Source organism: Streptosporangium amethystogenes subsp. fukuiense, assembly GCF_042665875.1.
GTDB classification, from domain to species: domain Bacteria; phylum Actinomycetota; class Actinomycetes; order Streptosporangiales; family Streptosporangiaceae; genus Streptosporangium; species Streptosporangium fukuiense.
On the sequence record NZ_JBHTEE010000001.1, the window covers coordinates 710949 to 734574 of the forward strand.

Sequence of the window (23626 nt, forward strand, 5' to 3'; positions counted from 1 at the left end):
CTCCGGCACGGAACCATGCCCGTCCACGGCGCGGCGGCGGAAGGCGTACCCGGGGCGGATGATGCGGAAGGGGGCATGGGACACTTGTCAGGACGACGGGGCGCGTTGTTGACATCGCAGCCCGTCGGCCCGGGACGATCATGCCCCGTGCCGCGCCTCCTGCCGCCGTCACCGCCGCACAGCGCGAGCGGAGACCCGCGGAGAAGCCTCTCGTGGATCACCCCCCTGTCACGCCCAACGCCCTTGCGCAGACCAGGGCTCTTCCTTCTTCCTCATCCCTGTCCGAGACCCCCGCCTCCGCTTCCTCAGACGCCCGGCCGGAGGCGCCCGCCCCCCGGCTCGGAAGGGTCTTCGTCGCCCTGCTGCTGGTCACCTTCCTGTCCGCGCTGGACCAGACGATCGTCGCCACGGCCCTGCCCACCATCGTCGGCGAGCTCGGCGGCCTGGAACACATGTCGTGGGTCGTGGCGGCCTACGCGCTCGCCGCGGCGGTCGCGATGCCGGTCTTCGGGAAGCTCGGCGACGCCCTGGGGCGCAAGTCGCTGCTGCTCGGGTCGATCGTCGTCTTCCTGGTCGCGTCGGTGCTGTGCGGCGTGGCCCAGGACATCGTCCAACTCGTCCTGGCCCGCGCCCTGCAGGGGCTCGGCGCCGCGGGACTGATGATCCTGTCGCAGGCCGTGGTCGCCGACCTGGTCCCGCCGCGCGACCGGGGCAGATTCCTCGGACCGCTGGGCTCGGTCTTCGGCGTCGCCACGGTGGTCAGCCCGCTCATCGGCGGGACGCTCACCGACGGTGCCGGATGGCGCTGGATCTTCTGGCTCAACCTGCCGCTCGGCATCGTGGCGTTCGCCCTCGCCGCCACCTCGCTGCACCTTCCCAAACGGCGCCTTTCGGCCCCCCTCGACGTGACGGGCACCGTTCTGATGGCCGTCACGACGACCGCGCTCGTCCTGATCGGCACCTGGGGTGGCACGCTCCACGGCTGGGCGTCCCCGACGATCCTGGGCCTGGGCGCGTTCGCGGTGCTGGGAACGTTCCTGTTCGTGCTCGCCGAGCGCCGCGCCGCCGACCCGCTCATCCCGCTCGGCATCCTCGCCGACCGTACGGTCCTGGTCGCCGGTGGACTGAGCCTCGTGGTCGGCGCCGGGCTGTTCAGCGTGGTCAGCTACGTGCCGTCGTACGTCCGCATGGTCTACTCGATGAGCGCAACCGCGGCGGGCCTGTTCCTGGTGCCGCTGACGCTCGGCCTGCTCGCGACGAACATCGGCACCGGTCTCCTGATCAGCAGGTTCGGGCGCTACAAGATCTACCCGATCGCCGGCACCGCCCTCGCGGCCGCCGCGATGTTGCTGCTCGGGTCGATGACCACGCAGACGCCCTCGTGGCTGCTGGCCGCCTACCTGGTGCTGCTCGGCCTCGGGGTCGGCTGTTTCATGCAGGTCTCGATCACCGCGGTGCAGATCGCGGTGCCCCAGTCCTCGGTCGGCACCGCCACCTCGACGGTCGTCTTCGTACGGGAGATCGGCGTGACGGTCGGGGCGGCGGTGATCGGCTCGGTGTTCGCCAACCGGGTGGCCGCCGGGCTGGGCCCCGCGCTCGCCGGCGCCGGCGACCCGTACCGCCTGACACCCGAGGCCGCCGCCGCGCTGCCTCCCGCCACCCGCGCGCTCGTCGCCGGGGCGTACGCCGACGGGCTGGTGCCGATGTTCCTGTGGCTGGCGGTGGTGTTCGGGGCGGGTCTGGTGCTGGCGCTGCTGCTCAGGGAACGCCCGCTCACCGGATCGTCCGATACGGCCGCCGAGGGGTAGTCCTCCGCGACGGCCCATCCGGAGTCCGTACCCGGGCGGCGGCCGCGTTGCCGGCCGCCGTGCCGCCGATCGCCCCGACGTCAGGGGCTCGTGAGGACGACAAGTCGCTGGGTCGCCCGGGTCATCGCCACATAGCGGTCGACCGCTCCTTCGACACCGTCGCCGAACGCCTCCGGGTCGACGAGGACGACCAGGTCGAACTCGAGCCCCTTCGACAGCTCCGGAGTCAGCGACCGGACGCGGGGCGTCGCCCGGAACGTGGGATCGCCGATGACACAGGCGATCCCGTCGGCATGCGCGGCGAGCCAGGCGTCGAGGATCGAGCACAGGTCCGAGGCGGATCCGTGTACGACGGGGACGTCGCTGCTGCGGATGGAGGTCGGCACGTTGGCGTCCGGGAGCACGGCCCGGATGACCGGCTCGGCTTCCGCCATGATTTCCTCCGGCGTCCGGTAGTTGATGCTCAGAGAGGCCAGGTCGATCCGGTCGAGCCCGATCCGCTCAAGCCGTTCCCGCCACGACTCGGTGAACCCGTGCCTGGCCTGGGCGCGGTCCCCGACGATGGTGAAGCTCCGGGACGGGCAGCGGAGCAGCAACATCTGCCACTCCGCGTCGGTCAGTTCCTGAGCCTCGTCCACGACGATGTGCGCGAACGGGCCGGCGAGCAGGTCCGGGTCGAGGGTGGGCAGCTCGGACTCGTCAACCAGATTCCGCTGGAGGTCCGCTCGGCGCAACTGCGTCACGAGGCCTTCGCCGTCGTCATCGGCCTCGATCAGGTTGTCGACGACCTGGGCCATGCGCTCGCGTTGGGCGGCGAGAGTGGCCTCGTGGCGGCGCCTGCGTCGTGACGCCTCCGGATCGCCGAGCCGCTGCCGTGCCGCGTCCAGGAACGGCAGGTCGGACACCGTCCAGGCCTGGGCGTCCGCGCGCTGCAGTCGCCGGACCTCGTCGAGGCTGAGCCAGGGAGCGCACTTGCGCAGGTAGGCGGGTACCGACCAGAGGTCTCCGACGAGGTCGGCCGCTTCGATCAGCGGCCACGCGCGGTTGAAGGTGGTGAGCAGCTCCCTGTCCTGCAACAGCGACCTGCGGAGCAGGTCGGCCGAGACCTCGCCGTCGTGTTCCCTGCGGTCAACAGGCTCAATCGGCTCGGAAGCGAGAGCAAGCTCTCGCTTCTCTCGCCTCAATCCCCTGTGCTTGTCCGCCAGGATCGTGAGCAGCGCCTCCCAGATCTGGTCGCGCGCCTCGTTGTGCGGGGTACCGGGTTCCGGTGCTTCGAACGCCTCGGCCCAGTCGTCGGCGCTCAGCCAGATGTCGGACCAGTGGGTCGCGACCGTCATCCCCTTGGTGGGCGGATTCTCGTAGAACCCGACGGCCGGCTCGATCGCCTTCATCAGGTCCGCGGACGACTTCAGGCGGGCCACCTCCGGGTCGGACTCGATCGCGGCCGCGGCTCCCTCGGGGACGAGGTCCCGCAGGGTGCAGGTCTGCACGCCCTCCTCTCCAAGGCTGGGGAGGACGTCGGCGACATAGGCCAGGTAGGGCTGGTGCGGGCCGACGAACAGCACGCCGCCCCGGCGGTGACCGAGGCGAGGGTCGGAGTAGAGGAGGTAGGCGGAACGGTGCAGGGCGACGACGGTCTTCCCCGTGCCGGGACCGCCGTCGACGACGAGAGCGCCGCGCGATCCCGCGCGGATGATGGCGTCCTGGTCGGCCTGGATGGTGGCGAGCACGTCTCGCATCCGGGGCGACCGGTTGCCGCCCAGGCCGGCGATGAAGGCGGACTGGTCGTCGAGCGCGGCGTGCCCGTCGAACCCGTCGGAGGTGAACACCTCGTCCCAGTAGTCGCTGATCCGGCCGAGGGTCCAGCGATACCTGCGGCGGCTTGCCAGGCCCATCGGGTTGGCGTGGGTGGCTCCGAAGAACGGCTCGGCCGCGGGGGAGCGCCAGTCGAGCAGCAGCCGACGGCCCTCGCTGTCCGTGAGGCCGAGTCGACCGACGTACACGGGCTCGGGGTCGTCCGCGCCGACCATGTGTCCGAGGCACAGGTCCAGACCGAAGCGACGCAGTGCGCGCAGGCGAGCGGTCAGCCGGTGGATCTGCAGGTCCCGGTCCATCGCCTGCCGGCCTATGCCGCCGGGCGCCCTGCGCTCGGCGTCGAGGCGGCCGGACAGGTCGGCGATCGACTGCTCGAGGCTCTGCGCGATGGCCGCGAAGTGCTGCTCGTCGCCGGCGATCAGCGCCGGGTCGGCCTTGGGGGAGAGGTGTTCGGGAAGGTCGAACGCGCTGGTGGTCAGTGGGTTCACGTCGTTGGCTCCGATCTGAGGTTCGCGACCTTAGATCCAGATTCCGGCGCTCATGAGCGCGGCTGGACTCTGCTGAGAATGGGAACGAGAAATCGCCCCGCCGGTGCGGACCGTGCCGACGACGCTCGCGCCATCGAGCCCATCGGGTAGCGGCTCGGCGAACTCCTCGTCCGGCGGCGCGCAACCGCGCCGCGAGTCCCACCGGTGGTTCGACGTCCCGGGTGGCCCACCCGTCGACAACGACACACGCACGTCGCGGCCCCCGTTTCCGCGGTTTCCGGTCTCGGCCGACGATTCTGCGGCATGACCCGGGTCTTGCCGCAAGCCCCCCGGTGCGCTATACGTTGAAAGTGGAAAGGCGTGGATACTCCCCTTTCCCCTTCGTCGTCCGCTGTTGACGGACGACCTTCCTCGCGAAGCGGCGGCGCGCCGCGTACGGCGGTACCGTCGGCCCAGGGGATCTCCCGTGAACCCACGGACGCAGCCGGGCCCGGGACGAGAGCGGGCGGCGAGGCCGGCTCAAGGCCCGCCTTGCCACTTCCTTTACCGTGGCGTGAGCCCTGTCCTGCCTGCGACTCCCGCCCGGGCGACGCCTTGACCTCGGGTAAAACATCGCGGGAGTCGTACCAACCGGGTCCTTACTTCAAGTAGACAGTAATGAAGGCCCCCCGTCCGGCCCATCTCGTCGGCCGGCTTTCGCCCGCTGGGCGCCGGAGTGTCGGCGCCCGGCGTCGGGCCGGGGCATCGAATGATCAATCGGAAGTCGATCCATCATGAGTGCACACGTTCACGTCCGTCTCGACCACGGCCTGACCATGAACGAAAGGAGCGAACTGGTCGAGCTGAAACGCTGCCAGTGCGGTGCCATGTGGACCACGATCCACTGGGCAGGGGACGGCGACCTGGAGTGACCGGCAGGCCTGCGGCGGCCGGGGACCGCACGCGCCTCTCCCCGCTCGACCGGCCTCCCGCGCATATCCGACCAGGCCGCTGTGGTGGAGGGGAAAGACCGGGGCACCGGCCTGCTCAGCCTGGCGAGCGGGTCCCCCTCCCGCCAGGACGTGGTCACCTAGGGCTTGAGGTCGAGTCGGATGCGATGGACGGTGCTCAGGAAGCGCTCGAAGCCGGTGACGACCGCCTCGCCGTACTCGCCGGTGTCGCGGACCCGGATCTTCAGGGGTCGCCCGAGATGCTCGGCGGTGATCCGGTAGCGGCCGATGGGCACGTCCAGCACCCCTGAGCCGTCGCCGCCGCGCTCGGCACGGCGGGTGATGACCTCGCCGACCGAGCCGTCGATCAGCGGCCCCTGCGGGGTCAGGGTGAGCGTGACGTCCTCGTCCCGAAGGAAGGTCTCCGGGGCCCGCGGGTCGTAGGACTCCAGATGGAAGAGGAGCATGCCGCCGTAGAAGCCCAGCCCGTCGGACCGCTCACCGGTGAGCCGCCAGGTGAAGTCGCGGATCGCGCCGTCCGAACCGGCGAAGGGGACGTCGTCGTGGGGGGTCAGCTCCATCGTGTAGGCACGGCCCTCGAAGCGGCGGGCCACGGTGCCGGTCACCCGGAACGTGGCCACGGCCACGTCGGTGCTCACCCGGTAGCGGCCGTCCCTGTCCGTGGCCACGATCAGGTTGCTGTTGTACAGCAGCTGGTTGTTGGCGACGATCTCCGCGCCCGCGACGGGCCTGCCCGCCGCGTCGACGACCCGCCCCTTGAGCACCCCGGCCTCCCGCCCGGCGTCGACCGTACCCGTCATCCGCTCCCCACCTTCGACCGCGCGGCCGCTCAGGGCCGCGATGAGAACACCCGCGACGATCACCTCTCGCCACCGGTCACACTAGACGAACGATCTTGCAATCGACTTGGAACGGGCGGTCCGCCGACGGATCCCCGGCGAATGCCTCGTCTTGTGTTTTCCCCTGCTCAAGCAGAGAGAGCTGGCACGATACGAGAAACGGCGCACCAAGGCGGATCTCCTGGAGCACGACAGGCCGACGTCGTGGGATTACGGCGTCTACTAAGGAGTCAGAGGATGTCGGAATCACGCTACAGCTGGAACGTCTCTCACCCCGGTCTCCACGAGCTGCAAAGAACCATCGAACCGATCCGGGAGAAGATCCTCGCCCACGACGTCTACAACTCGCTGAACGAGCTCGACGACGTGGTCGTCTTCATGGAGCACCACGTCTTCGCGGTCTGGGACTTCATGTCGCTGCTGAAGAACCTGCAGCGGCGGCTCACCTGCGTGCGGGTCCCCTGGATCCCGCAGGGCCCCCGGACGAGCCGGCGCCTGATCAACGAGATCGTGCTCGTGGAGGAGAGCGACGAACTCGGAGAGGGCCACATCAGCCACTTCGAGCTGTACGTCGAGGGGATGCGGCAGGCGGGTGCCGACGCGCGGCCCATCGAGTCGTTCGTCGGCCACCTGAGAGACGGTGGAACGGTCCAGCGAGGGCTGGAGCTCCCCGGTGTGCCACCGGCGTCCGCCGACTTCGTCAGGACCACCTGGAAGATCATCGAGTCCGCTCCCCTGCACGCCCAGGCGGCGACCTTCGCCTTCGGCAGGGAGGACCTCATTCCGGAGATGTTCGACCGCGTGCTGCGGACGGACCGGCACGCGGAGGCTCTGGAGAAGTTCCGCGACTACCTCTGTCGCCACATCGAGGTCGACGGCGAGCAGCACACGCCGATGGCCATGCAGATGCTGGTCGATCTCTGCGGGGACGACCGGCGGAAGTGGAACGACTGCGCGACCACGCTGCGGGTGGCGCTGGAGGCACGCCATGCCCTGTGGGACGGCATAGCGGGACGTGTCTCCTCCAGCGCCGCTGCCGCCGCTGCCGCGAAGACCGCCTGACCGTCGAAGTCCGGGGTGAGGGGATCGCGAGGCCATATCGTGTTTGGCGCGATCCTCTCGGTCGCTTGCGGATTGACACGGAACGATGGGAAGCGAAGATCAGCTATGGACACACAGGTCACCTACCCACACGGCGGCGTCCACGGGGTTTCGAGGGTGCTCTCGGCCACACCGCTGGACGGCGGCTACGGCGTGGTGACGGCGGAGACACCGTTCCATCCCCTGGACCACACCTGGCCGGACCAGCCCGCCGACCGGGGGACCGTGAACGGGCTGCCGGTCGTCGACTGCGTGACCGGCGCGTCGGACGGTGAGCGGCTCTACCTGGGGAAGGAGATCCCGGTACGCCGCGGCGCCGACGGCTGGGAGTGGCTCGTGGTCCACGTGCTGAAGGAGCCGATCGCCGGGGACGCCGAACTGGCCGTCGACGAGGCGTACCGGTCGGCGCTCTCCGCGGGGCACAGCGCGTGCCACCTCGCCGCCCTGGCTCTCAACGCGGCGCTGGCCGACCGGTGGCGAAAAGAGGTGGCGCCCGACTCGCTCGGCCGGCCCGACTTCGACCAGGCGGCGATCACCACGTCACGGATCGTGGAACACGGCAGCGACGACGTCTACCGCCTGGGCAAGTCGCTGCGCAGGAAGGGGTTCGACGCCGAAGGCCTCGACCTCTCCGAGCTCACCCGGCGGATCGACGACCAGCTCGGCGCGTGGATCGCGGCCGACGCGCCGATCACGGTGGACAGCCCGTCCCCGTCCCTGTCCGCGCGGCGGATGTGGCACTGTTCGCTGCCCGAGGGCGAGGCGCGAATTCCCTGCGGCGGGACGCATGTCTCGCGGACCTCCGAACTGGGTTCCGTACGGGTCTCCCTCTCCCTCCAGGACGCGGAGCTCACGATGCGGAGCGTCGTGAGCCTTCCCGCCTAGCCGGAAGGCCGGCGACAGGGAGGACCCGGCCGCGGGGAGAGGCCGGCCCGCGGTCACCCCGGGCCGGCTCACCCCGCTCATCTCATCGGTCTTCCCCGCTCACCTGCTCACCGCGGAAGCCAGGGCGCGCACCCGCTCGGCGTTCTGGTCGTGGCCGATGACGACCGGTGGCTCGTTGTACGGCATGGCGTCGGAGGAGCGGCGCAACTTGACGTACTGGCCGCAGGCGTCGACGGCGTAGGGCTCCATGTCGTCCTGGAGCGCGCCGATCACCGTGATCCCGTACGTCTCGCCGATCCGGCGGAACAGTGCCACGGCCTCCCGGCGATGCTCCTTGCCGAGGTTGCGGCCCAGCTCGTCGAGGACCAGGCACAGGTGCCCGCCACCGGAGGACGCGATCGCCGCCGCGCAGACCAGTTTCACCGCCTTCTCGTCCATCAGCGCGGTGTTGGCCCGCCGGTTGTACGGCACGAACCCCTGCCCCTCACCCCTGCGCCACTTGGGCGTCACCCGCCACGCCCAGCGCTGCTCGGGGTCGGCTGGCGCGGGCGGCACGGGGAACTCCAGCGTCGCGCCGTAGCCTCCGTAGGAGGTGTCGAGCTTGTCGAACTCCTCGGCCACCCGGGTCAGCCGCGCCTTGATCGCGGCGGTCAGCGCGGCCCGGTGCACGGCGGTGGACTGCGCGGCCTCCTCGGCGCCCTTGGCGGCGGCCGTCAGGTCACGCTGCCGGGTGGTGATCTGCGTCTCGATCTGGCGGCGCCGATGCCGTTCGTACTCCTCCTGGCCGCGCAGGTAGGACGCGAGCGCCGAGCACACGCCGGGGAACGTCGCCTGCTCGCGGGCGGTGCGCCCGGCGCCGGGCGCGGTCCGCTCCCGGACCAGGAAGCGCAGTTCCTCGGGCATCTCCTCGTCCGCGCCGGGGGACTCGCCGGGGAAGGTGTCGCGCAGTGCCTCGTCCAGGCTGCGCTCGGCGGCCCGCCACCACTCCTCGGCCGTCAGCGGGCGTTCCTGCTCGTCCAGGGCACCCAGCCACTCGCGGGCACCGTCGACGGGGCCGCCCCAGTCGCCGGCCAGCGTGTCAAGCCTGAGCGCCTCGCGGTCGGCGGTGATTCTCGCCGCCTGCTCGGTGGCCTGGTCTCGGTCGGACTCGTGCCTGGCCCTGCGGCCCTCCAGGCGCTCGACCTCCATGCTCCTGGTGCGGGCACGGAAGTCCAGGGTGCTCGCCCGGCGCTCGGCCTCGCCCACCTTCGGCGCGACCTCGGCCAGTGCCTCGATCAGCTCACCGAGCGCCTTCCGCCGCTCGGCCAGCCGCCGTTCGATGTCGGCCAGTTGCACCGACGCCTTGGCCCCCTCAAGCCGCCTGCCCGCCTCGGCCACGGCGTCCTCGGCGGCCCGTACGGCCGCCGCGGCGCTCTCCTGGGTGTCGCGTGCCCGGTGCAGCCGCTGCTCGGCGGCCTTGATCCGGGCCTCCCTGCCGGTGACGGCCACCTCGAACGACCCCACGACGGTGACTCCCGCCGCACTGACCAGCACCGAGCCGGGCAGTGCGTCCAGCGCCCGCGACGCGGCCTCCAGGTCGGCCGCGTCGACGATCACCGCGTGCTCGTGCGGCCACCCGCGAGAGCCCAGCGCGGGTGCTTTCCGCCCGGCCTCGTCCTCACGAGCCTGTTCGGCGACGTCGATCGCGTCGAGCAGGCCGGTCGCTCCGACATTCGCCTCGGCGAGCGCGTTGAGCTGGGCCGCCGCCGGCCCGCCCTCGGCGTCGTCCAGCGCGGCTTTGGCCCCCTCGACCTCGCGGTCGGCCACGCCCAGCGCTTTCAGCACCTCGGTCAGCCGCGTCCTGGCCTCGGCCAGCTCCGCGCCCGCCGCCGCCGTGTCGCGTCCGTCGGCCAGGCGGCGTTGCTCCTCAAGCCCGGGAATCCAGCCGCGCAGGTCGTCCACCGAGTTCTCCGCCACCGCCCGGTCGGCGTCCAGCTTCGCGGCGCGTGCCTGCAGGGTGGCCAGCTCCCTGCGAGCCTCGGCCAGGCCGCGCTCCAGCGTGTCGTCCTTGAGGGTGGCGATCTCCGCCCTGATCTCGCCGATCGCCTCCGTGGCGCGCTCGGCCGCCGCGCCGGCCCGTTCCAGCTCCACCGCCAGCGCCTCGTCCCGCTGCCCCGCGTCGGCGAGCCTGCGCGCCAGCCGTCCCCGCCAGCGGCGCATCGCCTCGGCCAGCCGGACACGGGCCCGGTCACGCCGGTCGAAGGTCTCCAGGAGCGTACGGGACTCGTCCTCGAACTCCCGCAGCAGTTCCATGGCCCGTGTCGCGCGTACCCGCCTGGCGTGCTCGTCGCGGCGTGCCTCCCGCTCCTGGTCGAGCTCGGCGTCCAGGCCGGTCAGCGCGGCGATCGCCTCGAAGACCCGCTCCGGGGAGATCTCGTTGAGCGGCTGGGAGAGCAGGTTGGTGGCGACCTTGCTCCGTACCGAGGTGGACAGGAACGACACGCACCTGACCCGGTCGCCGTACAGGAACCTGGTCAGGTCGCGCGCCACCACGTCACGTCGTCCCGCCGAGCGGGGCAGTGCCGCCCACAGCGCGTCGGCCCGCGTCACCCGCTCCGCCTCCGAGGCCGCCGACGCCAGGTGCACCCCCGGGGCCCACCTGATCTCCAGGTGCGGGGCCTCCTGGTTGACCCGCAGCCACACGGTCACCGCGTCTCCCAGGGAACCGGTGCGCGCCGGATCGGCGTCCGGAGAGTCGCTGCCCGGAGAGTCGCCGTCCGGAAGGCGGGGGCCCGCGGAGCCCGTGTGCACGGAGCCGGTCGGCGCGAAGACACCGACGATGTAGCCGTGGTCGGCGCTGGCCCAGGTCCGGCCGCCCCCGCCCGCGGCGAGTTCGGCGTTGAACAGCAGCTCCGACACCGACTTGGCGCCCGAGGCGAAACGCCACTGCTCGTCTCCGAGCAGCGCTGTGATCATTGCGATGAACGACGACTTGCCCGCGCCGTTGGAGTCCTTCGGACCGGCGCCCGCGACCACGATCAGCGTGCCCGGCACGGTCGGCACCGGGTGGGTCGAGAGCCGGGAGATGTTGACCGGCTGCACGGCGACCAGCACCCGGTCGCCCACCACGTTCTCGGTCGGAGCGGTGGCACGGATCTCCACGGGGACCAGACTCGCCTGCGTCCCGACAGAGGTCTCGGCTCGGCTTCCTCCGGCCGGCGTGTCCCCGGCCGGAGCGTTCGCACCCCGGCCGCCCTTGGCCGAGGTGTTCCCGGCTCCGGCCTGGACGGCTTCGCCCGTGCCCGTTCCCACGCCGGCGGCCTTCACGCGGCTCCCCCGTGAACTCTTCGCGGCCTGGTTCCGCTGGTCGGTCAACCCCGTCGTTCCTTTCTTCCGTCCCGTTCCCGATACCGGGGACACCGCGTCCTCGGCACCCCCCGCCGGGGCCGACTCATCGCGTACTGTGGTCGCTTCACTCCCGCTCACCGCCGGTTGGCCCGTACGGCCGCGGCCAGCGGGGTGTGCGGCCCCGCCGCGAGGATCAGTTCCTCCTGCAGGCGCCGCCTGGCCTGCGGGGTCAGCCGGTGGAACTGCGGCCCCGGCACGTACCCGCCGGCCTCCTCGCCCGCCTTCACCTGGGTCACCAGACCCGCGTGACGCAGGGTGCGCAGCGCGGCCTCCAGCTCGCCGATCGGCAGCTTGGTGTGCCGCCGCAACTCGTCGATCTGGGCCGGGAACGGCGAGAGCCAGCTGTCGGTGGGCAGCAGGCCGTCGGCCCTGGGAATCGCCACCGAGTGGATCAGCACCAGCACCAGCACCGCCCGCCCGGCCTCGTCCAGCGCCGAGCCCGCCTGCGACACCGCGCCCGCTCCTGGCGCCATCACCGTTTTCGAAGCCGTGCCCGTGCCGAGTGTCTCGGCCGCGTAGCCGGAGATCCACGACTCGCGGTCGTGGATCAGGACCCGGCCGCGGCGCTCCAGCATCTCGGTGAGCGTGCGGCGCAGCACCGGGTCGCGCAGTGCGGAGAAGCGGGCCTCGTGCACCGGCTCGGCCGCGTGCTCCACCGCCATGAACGCCGCCACGATCTCGGCCCTGCGACGCTCGTCGAACGGGCCGAGCAGATCGCTGTCCACCTCGTCGGGAATCGTGACGCTCGCCCCCGCGTCGGCGTTCTCAGGGGCACCGGCAAGGCCGTCGTCGACGACCGGGAGCACCTCCGTGCCGCCCGGGGTCTCCTCCGCGGTGGGCAGGCGGCGCATCAGCTCCCGCAGCTGGGCGTGGGACGCGGGGGGCCAGGACGCGCACCGGGGGCCGAGCCGGACGAACCCGTCTGCGACCTCCAGCCAGGCCGAGTCGTGCAGGCGGCGCAGCGCGCCGATCGCCCAGTTGCGCATCAGATCGTCGCCGCGCCCGATCAGGGCACGGTACGTCGACAGCACGTCGTCCATCGGGGCGGGGGTGCCGGGCCACGGGTCGGTGGTCAGGTCGCTCCAGCAGCATCGCAGCGCCGCGGCCAGCACCCGCCGGGTCTCGCCGGATCGTTCCACCGGGACCGGCGCGACCTGGTACTCCTCCAGGAGCGAGGGGGTCGCCCCGTCGGGCCAGACCGGCAGCGCCATGCCCGTCCCGTCCCCGCGCCCCAGCCGCGCCATCCCCGCCGGGGCCGCCTGCCCGGCGCGGAGCGCGAGAGGCCCGACCGACCTGGCCCGGACGTGTGCCGTCGCGGGCGGCTCGGCCTCCGAGGCTCGCGGGTAGGCCTCGGCAGTACGGACGGACGCCGTCGCGGACGTTTCAGGTCCGGTCTCCCCGGTCGTCACCGGGTCTTCGGGGCCGGTGCTCGCCGGTTCGGTCGCCAAGGCCGGTACGCGTCGCGGATCAGCCGACACCGCCGGTCCTTTCCAGACGGCCGTGGGAGAGCCAGGCAGGCTCGGCGCCGGGGGTGGCGGTGAGGCCGTCGGACCAGCGCAGGCGATAGGGGGAGTCGGGGCGCAGGTCGGCCGAGACGAGGTCGGCCAGCAGGCGGCGGGCGGAGACCCACTCGCCGTCGGCGGTGAGCAGCTCCTCCAGCCGGGCGGTGGAGCGCCCGGCGAGGGCGGCCTCGGCCACGGTGCTCAGATGGTCGAGGCCGTCGGCGGCGGGGGCGTGGGCGTCGACGGGGCCGGCGTCGGGCAGGGCCGAGCGCGGGGGAGTGGGCTGGGCGGGTGCCGGGCGGGGGCTCTCGTCCACGGCCCTGACGATCGCCGCCGGGTCGTGCCAGGGGGCTGGGGCGTCGAAGACGAAGCCGTCGAGCACCGAGGCCAGCCGCTCCTTGCTCGCGGTCTGCGCGAAGGTGCGCCAGAGCTCCGCGGGGAGCAGAGTCAGGTTCCTCGTCGTACCCGCGGAGTCGGCCAGGCGCCCGGCGGCGCGGCGCGAGGCGTCGCTGTAGGAGTAGATCGCGGCGCGCAGTTCGGTACAGGTGCGGTCGAGGTCGGGCCAGCGGGTGAGGATGGTGCCGTGCAGGTTCTGCGCCCGCCGGGCGATCTCCTCGGTGCCCCACAGCTTGGGCGCCTGCTCGCGCAACTCCTCGATGGTGCCGCCGGTCAGCGTGATCAGCTCCAGGGCCCAGAGCCGGAAGGCGCGCGAGAGGTTCTGCGCGCTGGTGCGGGCCTCCTCCATCGTCGTGCGGGGGTCGGCCACGTTGAGGTCTTCGAGCGCGAGCAGCCGGTGCATCTCCGACTGGCCGCCGTCGTCCATCATCCGCCGGATGAACATCAGCCCCACCACACTGGTGAACGACGCGCGGTAGCGGAGCTGGTTGGGCTTGGGGAACACCTCGCGGATCGCGCCGAGGCCCCGCAGGACCCGGAGCCGGTTCTCGAACCGGTCGAGCGGATAGGCCCGGCAGACGTGGCGCATCTGCTCGTGGGTCAGCCACTCCTCGCCGGCCTCGGCGAACGCTGCGAACAGGGTCTCGGCGATGTCGACCAGCGCGGGGTCGTCCACCACCGCGCCGCTGTCGCGGGCGAGCGCCGCGAACATGCGGCGGTAGGTCGAGAGCACGGCCTCCTCGGTGAGGGCCGAGTCGAGCGTGAGCTCATGGTTCGTCTCTGGCACGCGCCCTACCGTAAGGCTTGCATCCGACATCCCCGACCCGCATCAGCGGAAAGCGCAGGTGGGACGGCCGACCGTAACTCTCTCGCCGACCTTCTCACGGCCTGTCGCAGGGGTCCCGGATAACGGAGCGGGAGCGTGCTCATCATCGTTCCGCAACTATTCGCAACTTTCAGGACAGATCGCAACATCCGACGTACGGTCGGAGGATCAACCCCCCGCGGTGACGAGGTGACGGAGATGGCGACCTCCACAGCACGCATCGACGAGGCCAAAGGCATTCTCGCCGCCAGGCTCAGGGCGCTTCGCGCCGACGCCGGGCTGACCGGGCGAGCGCTGGCGGCCAAGACCGGCCTGGACCACACCAAGATCTCCAAGATCGAGAACGCGGTCCAGATGCCCAACCAGGCCGACATCCGGACGTGGTGTGAGGCCTGCGACGCGGACGAGCAGGTGGTCGACCTGATCGCGGCCGCCCAGAACATCGACGCCATGTACACCGACTGGCGCCGCCTTGAGGAGAGCGGCCTCGGCCACGTACAGCGCTCCTTCCAGCCGCTGTACGACAGGACCCGCCAGTTCCGCGTCTGGCAGCACTCGGCCGTCCCCGGCCTGCTCCAGACCGGCGACTACGCCCGCGGCCACCTGCGCGCCATCATCGACTTCCGCGGCATCCCCGACGACATCGACGCCGCGGTCGCGGCGAGGTTGAAGCAACAGGAGATCCTGCGCAACGGGAACAAGCGGTTCGCGTTCGTCGTCGGCGAGCAGGCACTCCGCACCCCGCTGGTCGGCCCGGCGGAGATGGCCGCCCAGCTCGACCGGCTGGCGGAGCTGACCTCGGGCGTCGCGAACGTGTCCTTCGGCATCGTCCCCGCGACGATCAGGCCGCCGCTCATGCCACCGGAGAACTTCTGGATATACGACGCCAACCGGGTCCGCGTCGACACCGTGCCGGGCCAGATCCAGCACAAGGCCCCGAGCGACGTGGGCGTGTACGAGAAGGCGTTCCGGGCCCTGAGCGGTGCCGCGGCCTACGGGCAGGAGGCCCGCGTCCTGCTGCGGGCCGCGGCGGCCGCGTTCGGCGAGAGGTGAACTCGCAACATCGCGCAACACCGTTGAGGCAGGCATCTCATGATCTCTAATCTCGCGAGCGTGACCGTTGATCACACATCCCCCGAAGATCTCGCGCCTCACCCGGCCGAACTCCGAGCCCGTGAACTGGCGGCCCTGCTGGCCCGGTCCCACAACATCCCGGCGGACGTCCACCGGCTGCCGTCCGGCAAGATAGTCGTCTCCGTCTACTACGGGCTGGTCGCCCGCCTCGACGACGCCTGCCGCTTCTGGTGGGTCGTCCCGGCCTTCACCGACCGGCACAGACCGCTGTGGACGAGTGCCGCCACCCCGGTCGCGGCCGCGTTCCGGATCGCCGCCCACTACCGGGAGATACGGGCCCACCCGCTGACCCACCTGATAGGCGGCGGCTACCTGCTGACCGACGTCCTGCTGGAACACCACGCGGCCGTCGCCCCGGTCTGACGCCGCCGGGACCTCCGCTCAGCGGGCCGGGCAGGGCGGCCGGTAGCCGATGTCAGGTATGTACAGCCCCCATTCCTCCCGCGTCAGGGCCATACCCGTGGTGTCGCATATGCGCTTGACCACGGTGGGGATGTCGATCACGCGGAGCCGGACGGAGTTGTCGTGCGAACCGGTCACCAGGCCACGGCCGTCGGGGGTGAAGGTCAGCGCGGCGACCCTGGAGGAGTGCAGTCCGAGGATCGTGGTGAGGATCGGCCTGGCGGGATCCGACACGTCCCACAGCCGGGTCACGGAGTCCCCGGCCCCGGTCACGACACTCCGTCCGTCCGGACTGAACTCGACGTCCCAGACAAGGTCCGTGTGTCCCTTGAGAATCCCCGAGGGGATGGGGCGGCCCGGATCGCGCACATCCCAGATCCGGGCGGTTCCATCACCGGCACCCGTCGCCAGCAGATCTCCGTTCGCGGAGAAGTCGACGGTGTCCACCAGCGCGGAATGACCTTCGATGACGCCTCGCTCGTCCGGGTGCGCGGGATCCGACATGTCCCACAGCCGTACGGTCCGATCCCCCGACGCCGTGGCCAGCAGGGAGCCGTCCGAGGTGAAGGCCACGTCCAGCACGGAATCGGAATGCTTTCGGATGACGGTGAGAACCTTCGGCCTGGCAGGACTCCGCACGTCCCACACTCGGGTGGTGTCGTCCTCCGCGCCACTGACCAGCGTGCGACCGTCAGGACTGAAGGCCACGGCCATGACGGTCTTGGTGTGCCCTTTCAGCGCGGCCAGCTTGACGGGCTTGGCGGGAGCGGTGATGTCCCAGAGCCAGATCTCGTTTCTGACCGTGCTCGCCAGGGTGTGACCATCCGGGCTGAACTTCACGTCGAGCAGGTAGACGTCTCCCGCCTTCGTCGTGCTCAACAGCGTGGGATGTGAGAAGTCCCTGATATCCCAGAGTTTCACGGTGCTGTCCGCTGCGACGGATGCCATGGTCCGCCCGTCGGCGGCGACGTCGACGCCGTACACCAGGTCCTTGTGCGACTCCAGCTTCGGCTGGAACTCGACACGGTCAGGATCATGAACGTCCCAGAGCCGGACACTTTGGTCTGCCGCGGCCGAGGCGAGGAAGCGCCCGTCCGGGCTGTAGGCCACTGACTGGACAGACTCGCCGTGGCCTATGAGCACCTGCCGCTGCGAAACGTGCGCGTAGTCCTTCACCTTCCACAGGGTGATCGAATTGTCCGTCGAAGACACGGCCAGCGTACGTCCGTCGGGACTGAAGGCGAGATCGGAAACGGGAGCGACGGCTCCCTGGAGGGTCGCGCCGTCGAGCGGGGCACGGCTGAGATCGCTCACATCCCACAGTTTCGCCGTGTTGTCGTCGTAGGCCACCGCGAGGATCTTCCTGTCGGGACTGAACTTCACCGCGTGGAGCGCACCGCCCGGGTGCACGCGCACGCCCCCGAGGAAGGATGGTCGCCGCTTGTCCCCGGTGTCCCACAGCCGCACCGTCTGGTCCTCGGACGAGGAGGCCAGGACATTGCCGTCCGCGCTGAAGTCGATCGACTCGACCTGCTTCTCGTGTCCGGTCAGTTCCGCCAGGCGGCTTGGTGTTCCGGGGGTGCTCGTGTCCCAGAGCTCTATCGCACCGTCGGCGAACGCGATGGCCAGCACGTCCGCCGCCGGATCGAACGCGACCTCGCTGACAGCGCTCTCCCGCCGGTGCACGGTCGCCGTGAGGGCCGGGTGCTTCGGATCTCCGATGTCCCACAGGCGCACCGTGTCGTCCGCTGAACCGGTCGCCAGCAATGATCCCGATCGGTCGAACGCCACCGAGGACACTCCCTTCCCATGTCCTTCGAGCACCGCCAGCTGCGCAGGCCGGGTGAGGTCGCCGACATCCCAGATTCTCGCGGTCCTGTCCGCCGAGCCGGAGGCGACGAGCCTGCCGCCGGGACTGATCGCGACGGTTCCGGTGAAGCCGGAGTGGCCGAGCAGCCTGGCACCGATGGTGTAACCCAGCGAGTCCACCATCGCGCCCCGGGCCTCCGGAGTGTCGGACAGGTTGTAGGCGGCCAGTGCCAGTTGCCCGGAGAGCGAGGTGTCGTTGAGCCGTTCGACGGCGTCCGAGACCTGTCGTGAGATCGCCGCGTCTCGCTGGCCGGTGGCCAGGTCCCTCTGGTCGTCGGCTATCCGGGACTGTTCCCGGGCGACGGCGCTCTGCCGCAGTGCGTAGCCGCCCGCTCCCACGGCGGCGACCAGCAGCATGGCGAGGGTCACGATGACGCTGAGCGTGATCCTGCTCCTCCGGCGGGCTCGGCTCACACTCGCGGCGAGAAAGGCGTGCTGGAGGGGACCGAGCTCACTCTGGCGGCCGCTTCCGACGGCCTCCTGGGCTGCCACCAGGCGGTTGTCCACGTAGAGGTAGGCGGGATCACGAGACTGTCTCCGCCATGTTTCCGCGTCCTCGGACAGCCGTTGCCGTACCAGCAGCCGCGCGCGGTCGGCGGTGATCCAGCCCTGCAACTGCGGCCACCCGCGAATGAGGGCCTCGTGGGTGAGCTGGACGGAGTCCTCGTCGACGATCACCAGGCGCGCCTGCAGAAACGTGTCGAGGACGCGGCGGGTGACCGGGTACTCGGGGTCGTCCGGATCGGGCAGCATGTCGTCGATGAGCACCCGGCGGCGGGTGTCGTCGGTGCCGTCGCCGAGGCGTACCAGATGCAGGAGCATCTCACGGGCGATGAGCTCTCCGCTCGGGCCGACGACCCGCATGACGGTGTCCGCGGTCTGGGCGAGCGACTGGGCGATGCCGCCTGACGCCCGGTATCCCGCGAAGGTCAGCACCCCGTCCTGACGACGTTGCCAGGTGGTGAGCAGGGCGTGGGACAGCAGAGGAAGGCCGCCGCCGGGCCCGGACGCCGCCTCCGAGGAGGCTCTCCCGATCCCGAGGTCCTCCAGCAGCAGATCGACCAGACCGGGCTGGATGGTGAGCCCCGCCAGCGTGGCCGGCCCCTCGATGACGTCGCGAAGCTGGTCCTCCCCCATCGGAGGAACGATCTCCGGCCGTTTCGTGGCGTCCAGCAACTCGGGGTAGGCGGCGCAGTGACCGAAGAAGTCCGCACGCAGGCCGATGACCACGGCCGCGGCGGGTGGTGTGCCGTTCCCGGCCTCGCACAGGGCGGCCAGCGCCCGGATGAAGGCGAGCCGCTGCTCCTCGTCCTGACAGGCGGTGAAGACCTCTTCGAACTGGTCGACGACGACGACCGGCCGACGCTCGGGAGTCGTTTCCGGAACGAGCCTGCCGAGCTTTCCCATCGGATCCGAACCCGGTGTCAGGTAGACGCGGGGCGAGGCGGTGGGCAGGGCGGCGATCAACCCGGCACGCAGCAGGGAGGACTTGCCCGCTCCCGACGGGCCGGTCACCAGCAGGGGCCCACCGGTCCTCTGCTGCGCACGCAGCCGTTCGAGAAGCGTATGGGTGAGTTCTTCCCTGCCGAAGAAGAACGCGCTGTCCTGGGGGCCGAAAGACGCCAGCCCTCGGTAGGGGCTCTCGGTGTCGTCGGCGGGCCACGGTTCCGGTGTCGCGGGTGCCTGCGGGGGCCGGTAGGCGGGGTTGGGGGCCAGCACCTCCTGGTCGCCGAGGTCGGCCGCCTGGCGGCGCGGCTGGGGCAGGCCCTTGTCCGGCAGGGAACGCGCCAGGAACCGGTAGACGTAGTCGAGGGTCAGCCCTGGGGGCCCTGTCGGTTCTCCCTCGGCCAGCAGCCTGATCAGCTCACCGCTGAAGGCCGTGTGCGGCTGCCCGACCGGGGCCCAGGCGGCCTCCGTGCGGCTGGTCGAGGTCAGCAGGTAGGCGCCGGCCTGCCTGGTGATGGTGAAGGCGTCGTCCGCGGCGCTGCCGGACACCCCGTGGGCGCGACCGGAGAAGCAGCAGTCAAGGACGACGAGGACCAGTCGGGCCGTGCTGCGCAGCAGCAGCCTCTGGACCGTGGAGTACGGCAGGGCCTGGTATTCGGGAGGTGTGCCAACCGTCAGATCCGTCGTCGCCCGGGTCGCCAGATGGAGTTCGTTGGCCGGGCTGACCAGACCGTGTCCCACGTAGTAGAACACCAGCACCTCGGTCGCCTGCCGGGCCGCGTCGTCGAGAAGGCCGGCGAAGTGCTGCGGATCCGCCGGGTCGACGCACCTGGTTAGCCGCGCGGGATCCAGGCCCGCCCGGTCCACCAGGCAGTCCCCGAGGTCGGCAACCGTCGTACGGCTCGCCGGCACGGGGGACAGGCGTGAACCGGGCACGTAGTCGCCCGAACCGACGATCAGCACGCGCGTCCCCTCGTGGGACAGCAGGCTCACCGCTCGAGCTCCGAGGGACCGGAGACCACTTCGGAGATCTGGCCGGTGAGCGCCCGCACGCCTTCCGGGGTCAGCGACCTGACCCCCTTGGCGGTCACCTCGACCTCCTGGTCGCCGCGTGAGATCCGGATCGAGACCTCACCGGGGCGGCTGTTCAACCAGGCGATGACGATGCCGGCGAGGGCCGCCACCGCGCCTCCCGATCCGAGGGCCACCTGGAGGAGGTCGGTCGTCGGACCGAGTTCGTGAGGTGCCCCGTCCCGTTCGAGAAGTCGAACACGTCCGCGGAATTCCGGCTCCTCGATCAGCCACGAGTGGAGATCGCGAAGCTGGTCGGCCTCCGCCCGTACGGATACGTCCACGATTCCTCACCGCCTTTCCGCCTGCCGTCAATTTAGACGCGTCTCCCAAGAGATGAGGGCTCTTCAACGGTCTCAACTTCGCAACTCACGGCCGAGGTGTTCGAGTATTACCCATCCTTTATAGCTTGAAATATTGGCATATGTCCCATAAGGAGGCTGAGTGCGAGATTGGAGTGATCTAGGGGTATGAGATAAAAGTTGTCGGCATATCGGGTTGCCGACGAGGGCGGGGTCCGGATCCGGGCAATTCATGGCGAACCGGGATCATCGTCCACATGACCCGGATTCTCGCCCACCGTGACCTGATCGCCCTGCTCGACCCGGACGCCTGCATCGAGGCGCTGCGCGAGGGCTTCGTCCGGAGCGGCGCCGCGGCCGTCCCGGGGCAGCGGATCCACACCGACCTGCCGTTCCCCGGCACGGCCACCGCGCTGATCCCGGGGCTGCTGCCCGGGATCGACGCCTACACGGTCAAGGTCAACGCCAAGTTTCCCGGAGCCCGGCCCGCTCTGCGCGGGGTCATCTGCCTGCACAGCGGCCAGGACGGCGAACTGCTCGCGCTGCTCGACTCGGCGACCGTCACCGCCTGGCGAACCGGGCTGGCCGCGGCGCTCGGCACCCACGTCCTGGCCGCCGCCGGTTCCGGGGAGGGGGCGGTTCTCGGCGTCATCGGCGCGGGTGCCCAGGCGGAGTTGATGGTCCTCGGTCTGCGACGGCTCCGTCGCGTGGGCGGCCTGGTCGTACACGACATCGATCCGGCCCGCGCGGCCTCGTTCGCCGCCCGGCACGGCGGTCACAGCGTCGGCACGGCCGCAGAGGTCGCCGCCCGCGCCGACATCGTCCTGGTCGCCACCTGGTCGCGCGCCCCGCTGCTCCGTCTCGCCCTGGCCTGGCTCGCCTACCGGGAAGCCGAGCGCCGCGGCCTCGGCATCGAGGTCGACCTCCTCGGGCCTTCAGCCGGGTCGTTGTCGCCCGGGGGCCGGTGACCGCCTGTCCGGAAACCACTCGACCGGATCCGGATGCCCGTACACCGCGTCCGTGAACACCCTCAAGGAGTCGTCAGTGGAGGACAAGTCGACGGGGTGTTGAAACAGTCGGCACTTATTCGAGCTATATGTCCACACCATTACAGGGCCCACGGAGCGTGGTTCGGATGGCGTCGGTGACGGCAATCCTCCCTCGTAAGGAGGATAGCCCTATGTCGGGCGTTTCGGTGTTTAACGCTGGTGCGGAGTAATCGGCTGAATTCTGTGGGTAGTCTCCTCGCGGGTGGGTAGTGGTCCCGGGCCAGGCGCGAGCACACCGTGAGACGACGGGGAGACGATTCATGATCAGCGTCCTGATCGCCGAGGACATGCACCTGGTCCGGGGGGCCATGGTCGCCCTGCTCTCCACCGAGGACGACATCAAGGTCGTGGGAGAGGTCGGTCACGGCGACGAGGTGGTCCACTCCTGCCTGCACCACCGGCCGGACGTCGCACTCCTCGACATCGGCCTGCCCGGCACCGACGGGCTCACCGCCGCCGCGGAACTGCACAGAAGGCTCCCCGAGTGCGCCACGGTGATCCTGACCGGGCTCGCGACCCCGGCCGCGCTGCACCGCGCGCTGGACGCGGGGGTGCGCGGCTTCGTGGTCAAGGACACCCCGGCGAGCCAGCTCGCCGACTGCGTACGCCGGGTGGCCGCCGGCCAGCGGGTCGTCGACCCCGAGCTGGCCGTCGCCACCCTCAACGCGAAACCGAACCCGCTCACCCCGCGCGAACTGGAGGTCCTGCAGGCCGCGGCCGAGGGCGCACCGGTCGGCGAGATCGCCGACCGGCTCTGCCTGTCCGGCGGCACGGTGCGCAACTACCTGGCACGGATCCTCGCCAAGGTCGACGCCCGCACGCGCGTGGAGGCGGTCAGGATCGCCAAGGAGGCGGGCTGGCTCTGGTCCGACGACCTGACCGAACTCGGCCTGATCCGCTACCGGGGGACGAGCGGGCCGCCCGGCCGGGCGAACTCGGTTCGATAGGCCGCCGCCAGGTGAGCGCCGCCGGCTGCGGGGGCACGGCCCTGTACGTGCCGAGGTCGCTCATCTGGTGTGCGGCGATGGTCAACCTGGCCGCCGAGCGTCGTGCCCGCCGCCCCTGCGGGCACGAGCGCGGCCGGTTTCGAGCTTCGCCTTTCCCGCTTTCTCTTCGGCACGCAGGTTTCATCTGCTCGGCGCGGTCGTCAGTCGCCACTCAGGCGGGCGGAAGCCCGACATCGTGTTCGGTCAGTGGTGGAAACAGGTTGCCGCTCAGGATGAGAGACCTATCGCCTGGCGTTGCGGGCAGTGATCCTGGCCACTGCGTCCTCGGTAAGACCGCGGCTGGGCGGTTCAGGGTCGAGGCCGCGATGAATCGTGAGCCCTTCGATGAGGGCGTCGACCTGGCGTGCGGTGTCGGGGTCGAAGTGACGTTCGAGTTCGACGCGGCTGCGGCGCATCCACTCGTGGGTGATCGCGCGGAAGCGGGGTTCGCGGGCCGCCAGGGTGTAGAGCTCGAAGGTGAGGACCCGGTCGCGTGCCGCCCGCGGCCCGGTGAGGTCGTCGTGGATGAGGCTGACCACCGCTTCCTCGGCCTCGTCGATCGTTGTCGCCGCGCTGAGCCGCTCCTCGAAGCGCGTGATGATCGTCTCGGCGAAGCGGGAGAACGCCGCGAACAGCAACTCGTCCATGCCGTCGAAGTGGTAGGTCATCGAGCCCAGCGGTACGCCGGCCCGGGCGGCGATTTTTCGATGCGACGTGCCGGCCACCCCGGCCTCGGCGATCAGGTCCAACGTGACGTCGATCAGCCGACTCCGCCGGTCGGGTTCGGTGCGCCGGACCGTCACCTGGCCTCCTCGTGGACTAGATCGACTTCACGACCCGCGCCGGGTTGCCGACCGCGAGTGAGTTCGCGGGAACGTCCCTGGTGACGACCGCTCCCGCGCCGATCACCGAGTTCTCGCCGATGGTGACCCCGGGAAGGACGATGACGCCGCCGCCGAGCCAGACGTTGTCCCCGATCGTGATCGGTTTCGCCGCCTCCAGCTTGTCACGGCGCGGCTGCGGCTCCACGGGATGGGTCGGGGTGAGAAGTTGAACATGCGGACCGATCTGGCAGTCCGCTCCGATCGTGATCGGGGCGACGTCGAGGGCGGTGAGGCCCGCGTTGACGAACGTGCGCGCGCCGACCGTGATGTGGCTGCCGTAGTCGACGTAGACCGGTGCGCGCACGAACGCGGTCTCGTCGAGGCTGCCGAACAACTCGCGGGCGATCTCCTGCGCGGCGAGTCCGTCGTCGCCGTACGCCGCGAGAAACCTGGCCGACAGCTGCGCGGCACGCTGCTGCTGCTCGAAGATCTCGGGATCGTCGGCGATGTAGAGATCACCCGCGAGCATGCGTTCATGGTTGCTGC

At 70.8% G+C, this 23626-nt stretch carries 17 protein-coding genes; 8 read left to right on the top strand and 9 right to left on the bottom strand.

What is annotated here, in order from left to right:
* Positions 1 to 212: 212 nt before the first annotated feature.
* Positions 213 to 1808 (top strand): MDR family MFS transporter, encoded by a 1596-nt coding sequence (locus tag ACFQVD_RS03110; RefSeq protein ID WP_386270496.1) that lies wholly within the window; start codon positions 213 to 215, stop codon positions 1806 to 1808.
* An 80-nt stretch (positions 1809 to 1888) separates the two neighbouring features.
* On the opposite strand, the gene helR is transcribed toward ACFQVD_RS03110, so the two are convergent.
* Complete coding sequence (gene helR / locus ACFQVD_RS03115) at positions 1889 to 4111, bottom strand: RNA polymerase recycling motor ATPase HelR (protein WP_343963411.1); 2223 nt, start codon at positions 4109 to 4111, stop codon at positions 1889 to 1891.
* Positions 4112 to 4884: 773 nt separating this feature from the next.
* Here helR and ACFQVD_RS03120 point away from each other — a divergent pair.
* Positions 4885 to 5022, top strand: coding sequence for a hypothetical protein (locus ACFQVD_RS03120; RefSeq protein ID WP_343963414.1), 138 nt, complete (start codon positions 4885 to 4887; stop codon positions 5020 to 5022).
* Positions 5023 to 5180: 158 nt separating this feature from the next.
* Here the strand turns inward: ACFQVD_RS03120 and ACFQVD_RS03125 are convergent, their stop codons facing one another.
* Positions 5181 to 5924, bottom strand: coding sequence for a carboxypeptidase-like regulatory domain-containing protein (locus ACFQVD_RS03125; protein ID WP_343963416.1), 744 nt, complete (start codon positions 5922 to 5924; stop codon positions 5181 to 5183).
* Positions 5925 to 6137: 213 nt separating this feature from the next.
* Between ACFQVD_RS03125 and ACFQVD_RS03130 the strand changes: the two genes are divergently transcribed.
* Both ACFQVD_RS03130 and ACFQVD_RS03135 read left to right on the top strand, forming a co-directional pair.
* Entirely contained in the window at positions 6138 to 6962 is an 825-nt protein-coding gene (locus ACFQVD_RS03130; protein ID WP_343963418.1) for a DUF3050 domain-containing protein, read from the top strand.
* A gap of 105 nt (positions 6963 to 7067) precedes the next feature.
* Positions 7068 to 7886 (top strand): metal-dependent hydrolase, encoded by an 819-nt coding sequence (locus tag ACFQVD_RS03135; RefSeq protein ID WP_343963420.1) that lies wholly within the window; start codon positions 7068 to 7070, stop codon positions 7884 to 7886.
* Positions 7887 to 7985: 99 nt separating this feature from the next.
* Here ACFQVD_RS03135 and ACFQVD_RS03140 read toward each other — a convergent pair whose 3' ends face one another.
* The 3 genes from ACFQVD_RS03140 to ACFQVD_RS03150 all read right to left on the bottom strand — a co-directional run bounded on the left by ACFQVD_RS03140 (position 7986) and on the right by ACFQVD_RS03150 (position 13958).
* Positions 7986 to 11192, bottom strand: coding sequence for a chromosome partitioning protein ParA (locus tag ACFQVD_RS03140; protein WP_343963422.1), 3207 nt, complete (start codon positions 11190 to 11192; stop codon positions 7986 to 7988).
* A 155-nt stretch (positions 11193 to 11347) separates the two neighbouring features.
* The gene (locus tag ACFQVD_RS03145; protein ID WP_343963425.1) at positions 11348 to 12751 is read right to left on the bottom strand and encodes a hypothetical protein; all 1404 of its coding nucleotides are present in this window, start codon (positions 12749 to 12751) and stop codon (positions 11348 to 11350) included.
* A complete protein-coding gene (locus ACFQVD_RS03150) occupies positions 12741 to 13958 on the bottom strand; it encodes a hypothetical protein (protein WP_386270497.1) in 1218 nt (405 codons plus the stop codon). Before ACFQVD_RS03150 ends, ACFQVD_RS03145 begins: the two co-directional genes overlap by 11 nt.
* 237 nt (positions 13959 to 14195) lie before the next feature.
* On the opposite strand from ACFQVD_RS03150, the gene ACFQVD_RS03155 reads away from it, so the two are divergent.
* Complete coding sequence (locus ACFQVD_RS03155) at positions 14196 to 15050, top strand: helix-turn-helix domain-containing protein (RefSeq protein WP_343963429.1); 855 nt, start codon at positions 14196 to 14198, stop codon at positions 15048 to 15050.
* A 60-nt stretch (positions 15051 to 15110) separates the two neighbouring features.
* On the top strand, positions 15111 to 15494 hold the full coding sequence (locus ACFQVD_RS03160) for a hypothetical protein (protein WP_343963431.1): 384 nt from the start codon (positions 15111 to 15113) through the stop codon (positions 15492 to 15494).
* An 18-nt stretch (positions 15495 to 15512) separates the two neighbouring features.
* Here the strand turns inward: ACFQVD_RS03160 and ACFQVD_RS03165 are convergent, their stop codons facing one another.
* On the bottom strand, positions 15513 to 19841 hold the full coding sequence (locus tag ACFQVD_RS03165; RefSeq protein WP_343963433.1) for a caspase, EACC1-associated type: 4329 nt from the start codon (positions 19839 to 19841) through the stop codon (positions 15513 to 15515).
* Positions 19838 to 20203: an effector-associated constant component EACC1 gene (locus tag ACFQVD_RS03170; RefSeq protein ID WP_343963435.1), complete on the bottom strand. Its 366-nt coding sequence runs from the start codon at positions 20201 to 20203 to the stop codon at positions 19838 to 19840. The genes ACFQVD_RS03165 and ACFQVD_RS03170 overlap by 4 nt, the downstream gene beginning before the upstream one ends.
* A 275-nt stretch (positions 20204 to 20478) precedes the next feature.
* Here ACFQVD_RS03170 and ACFQVD_RS03175 point away from each other — a divergent pair, with 275 nt between their 5' ends.
* Both ACFQVD_RS03175 and ACFQVD_RS03180 read left to right on the top strand, forming a co-directional pair.
* Positions 20479 to 21189 carry a hypothetical protein gene (locus ACFQVD_RS03175; RefSeq protein ID WP_343963438.1) on the top strand — a complete coding sequence of 237 codons (711 nt, stop codon included), beginning with the start codon at positions 20479 to 20481 and terminating at the stop codon, positions 21187 to 21189.
* A 341-nt stretch (positions 21190 to 21530) separates the two neighbouring features.
* Entirely contained in the window at positions 21531 to 22217 is a 687-nt protein-coding gene (locus ACFQVD_RS03180; protein WP_343963441.1) for a response regulator transcription factor, read from the top strand.
* A gap of 281 nt (positions 22218 to 22498) precedes the next feature.
* On the opposite strand, the gene ACFQVD_RS03185 is transcribed toward ACFQVD_RS03180, so the two are convergent.
* Positions 22499 to 23059, bottom strand: a complete 561-nt coding sequence (locus ACFQVD_RS03185; protein WP_343963443.1) for a TetR/AcrR family transcriptional regulator — start codon at positions 23057 to 23059, stop codon at positions 22499 to 22501.
* A 16-nt stretch (positions 23060 to 23075) separates the two neighbouring features.
* Positions 23076 to 23609 (bottom strand): sugar O-acetyltransferase, encoded by a 534-nt coding sequence (locus ACFQVD_RS03190; RefSeq protein ID WP_343963535.1) that lies wholly within the window; start codon positions 23607 to 23609, stop codon positions 23076 to 23078.
* Between the last annotated feature and the right edge of the window lie 17 nt (positions 23610 to 23626).

Coding starts and splice junctions, on each gene's coding strand:
- ACFQVD_RS03120 (WP_343963414.1), top strand. CDS start 4,885: ATGAGTGCACACGTTCACGTCCGTCTCGACCACGGCCTGACCATGAAC.
- ACFQVD_RS03130 (WP_343963418.1), top strand. CDS start 6,138: ATGTCGGAATCACGCTACAGCTGGAACGTCTCTCACCCCGGTCTCCAC.
- ACFQVD_RS03135 (WP_343963420.1), top strand. CDS start 7,068: ATGGACACACAGGTCACCTACCCACACGGCGGCGTCCACGGGGTTTCG.
- ACFQVD_RS03155 (WP_343963429.1), top strand. CDS start 14,196: ATGGCGACCTCCACAGCACGCATCGACGAGGCCAAAGGCATTCTCGCC.
- ACFQVD_RS03175 (WP_343963438.1), top strand. CDS start 20,479: ATGACCCGGATTCTCGCCCACCGTGACCTGATCGCCCTGCTCGACCCG.
- ACFQVD_RS03180 (WP_343963441.1), top strand. CDS start 21,531: ATGATCAGCGTCCTGATCGCCGAGGACATGCACCTGGTCCGGGGGGCC.
- ACFQVD_RS03190 (WP_343963535.1), bottom strand. CDS start 23,609: ATGCTCGCGGGTGATCTCTACATCGCCGACGATCCCGAGATCTTCGAG.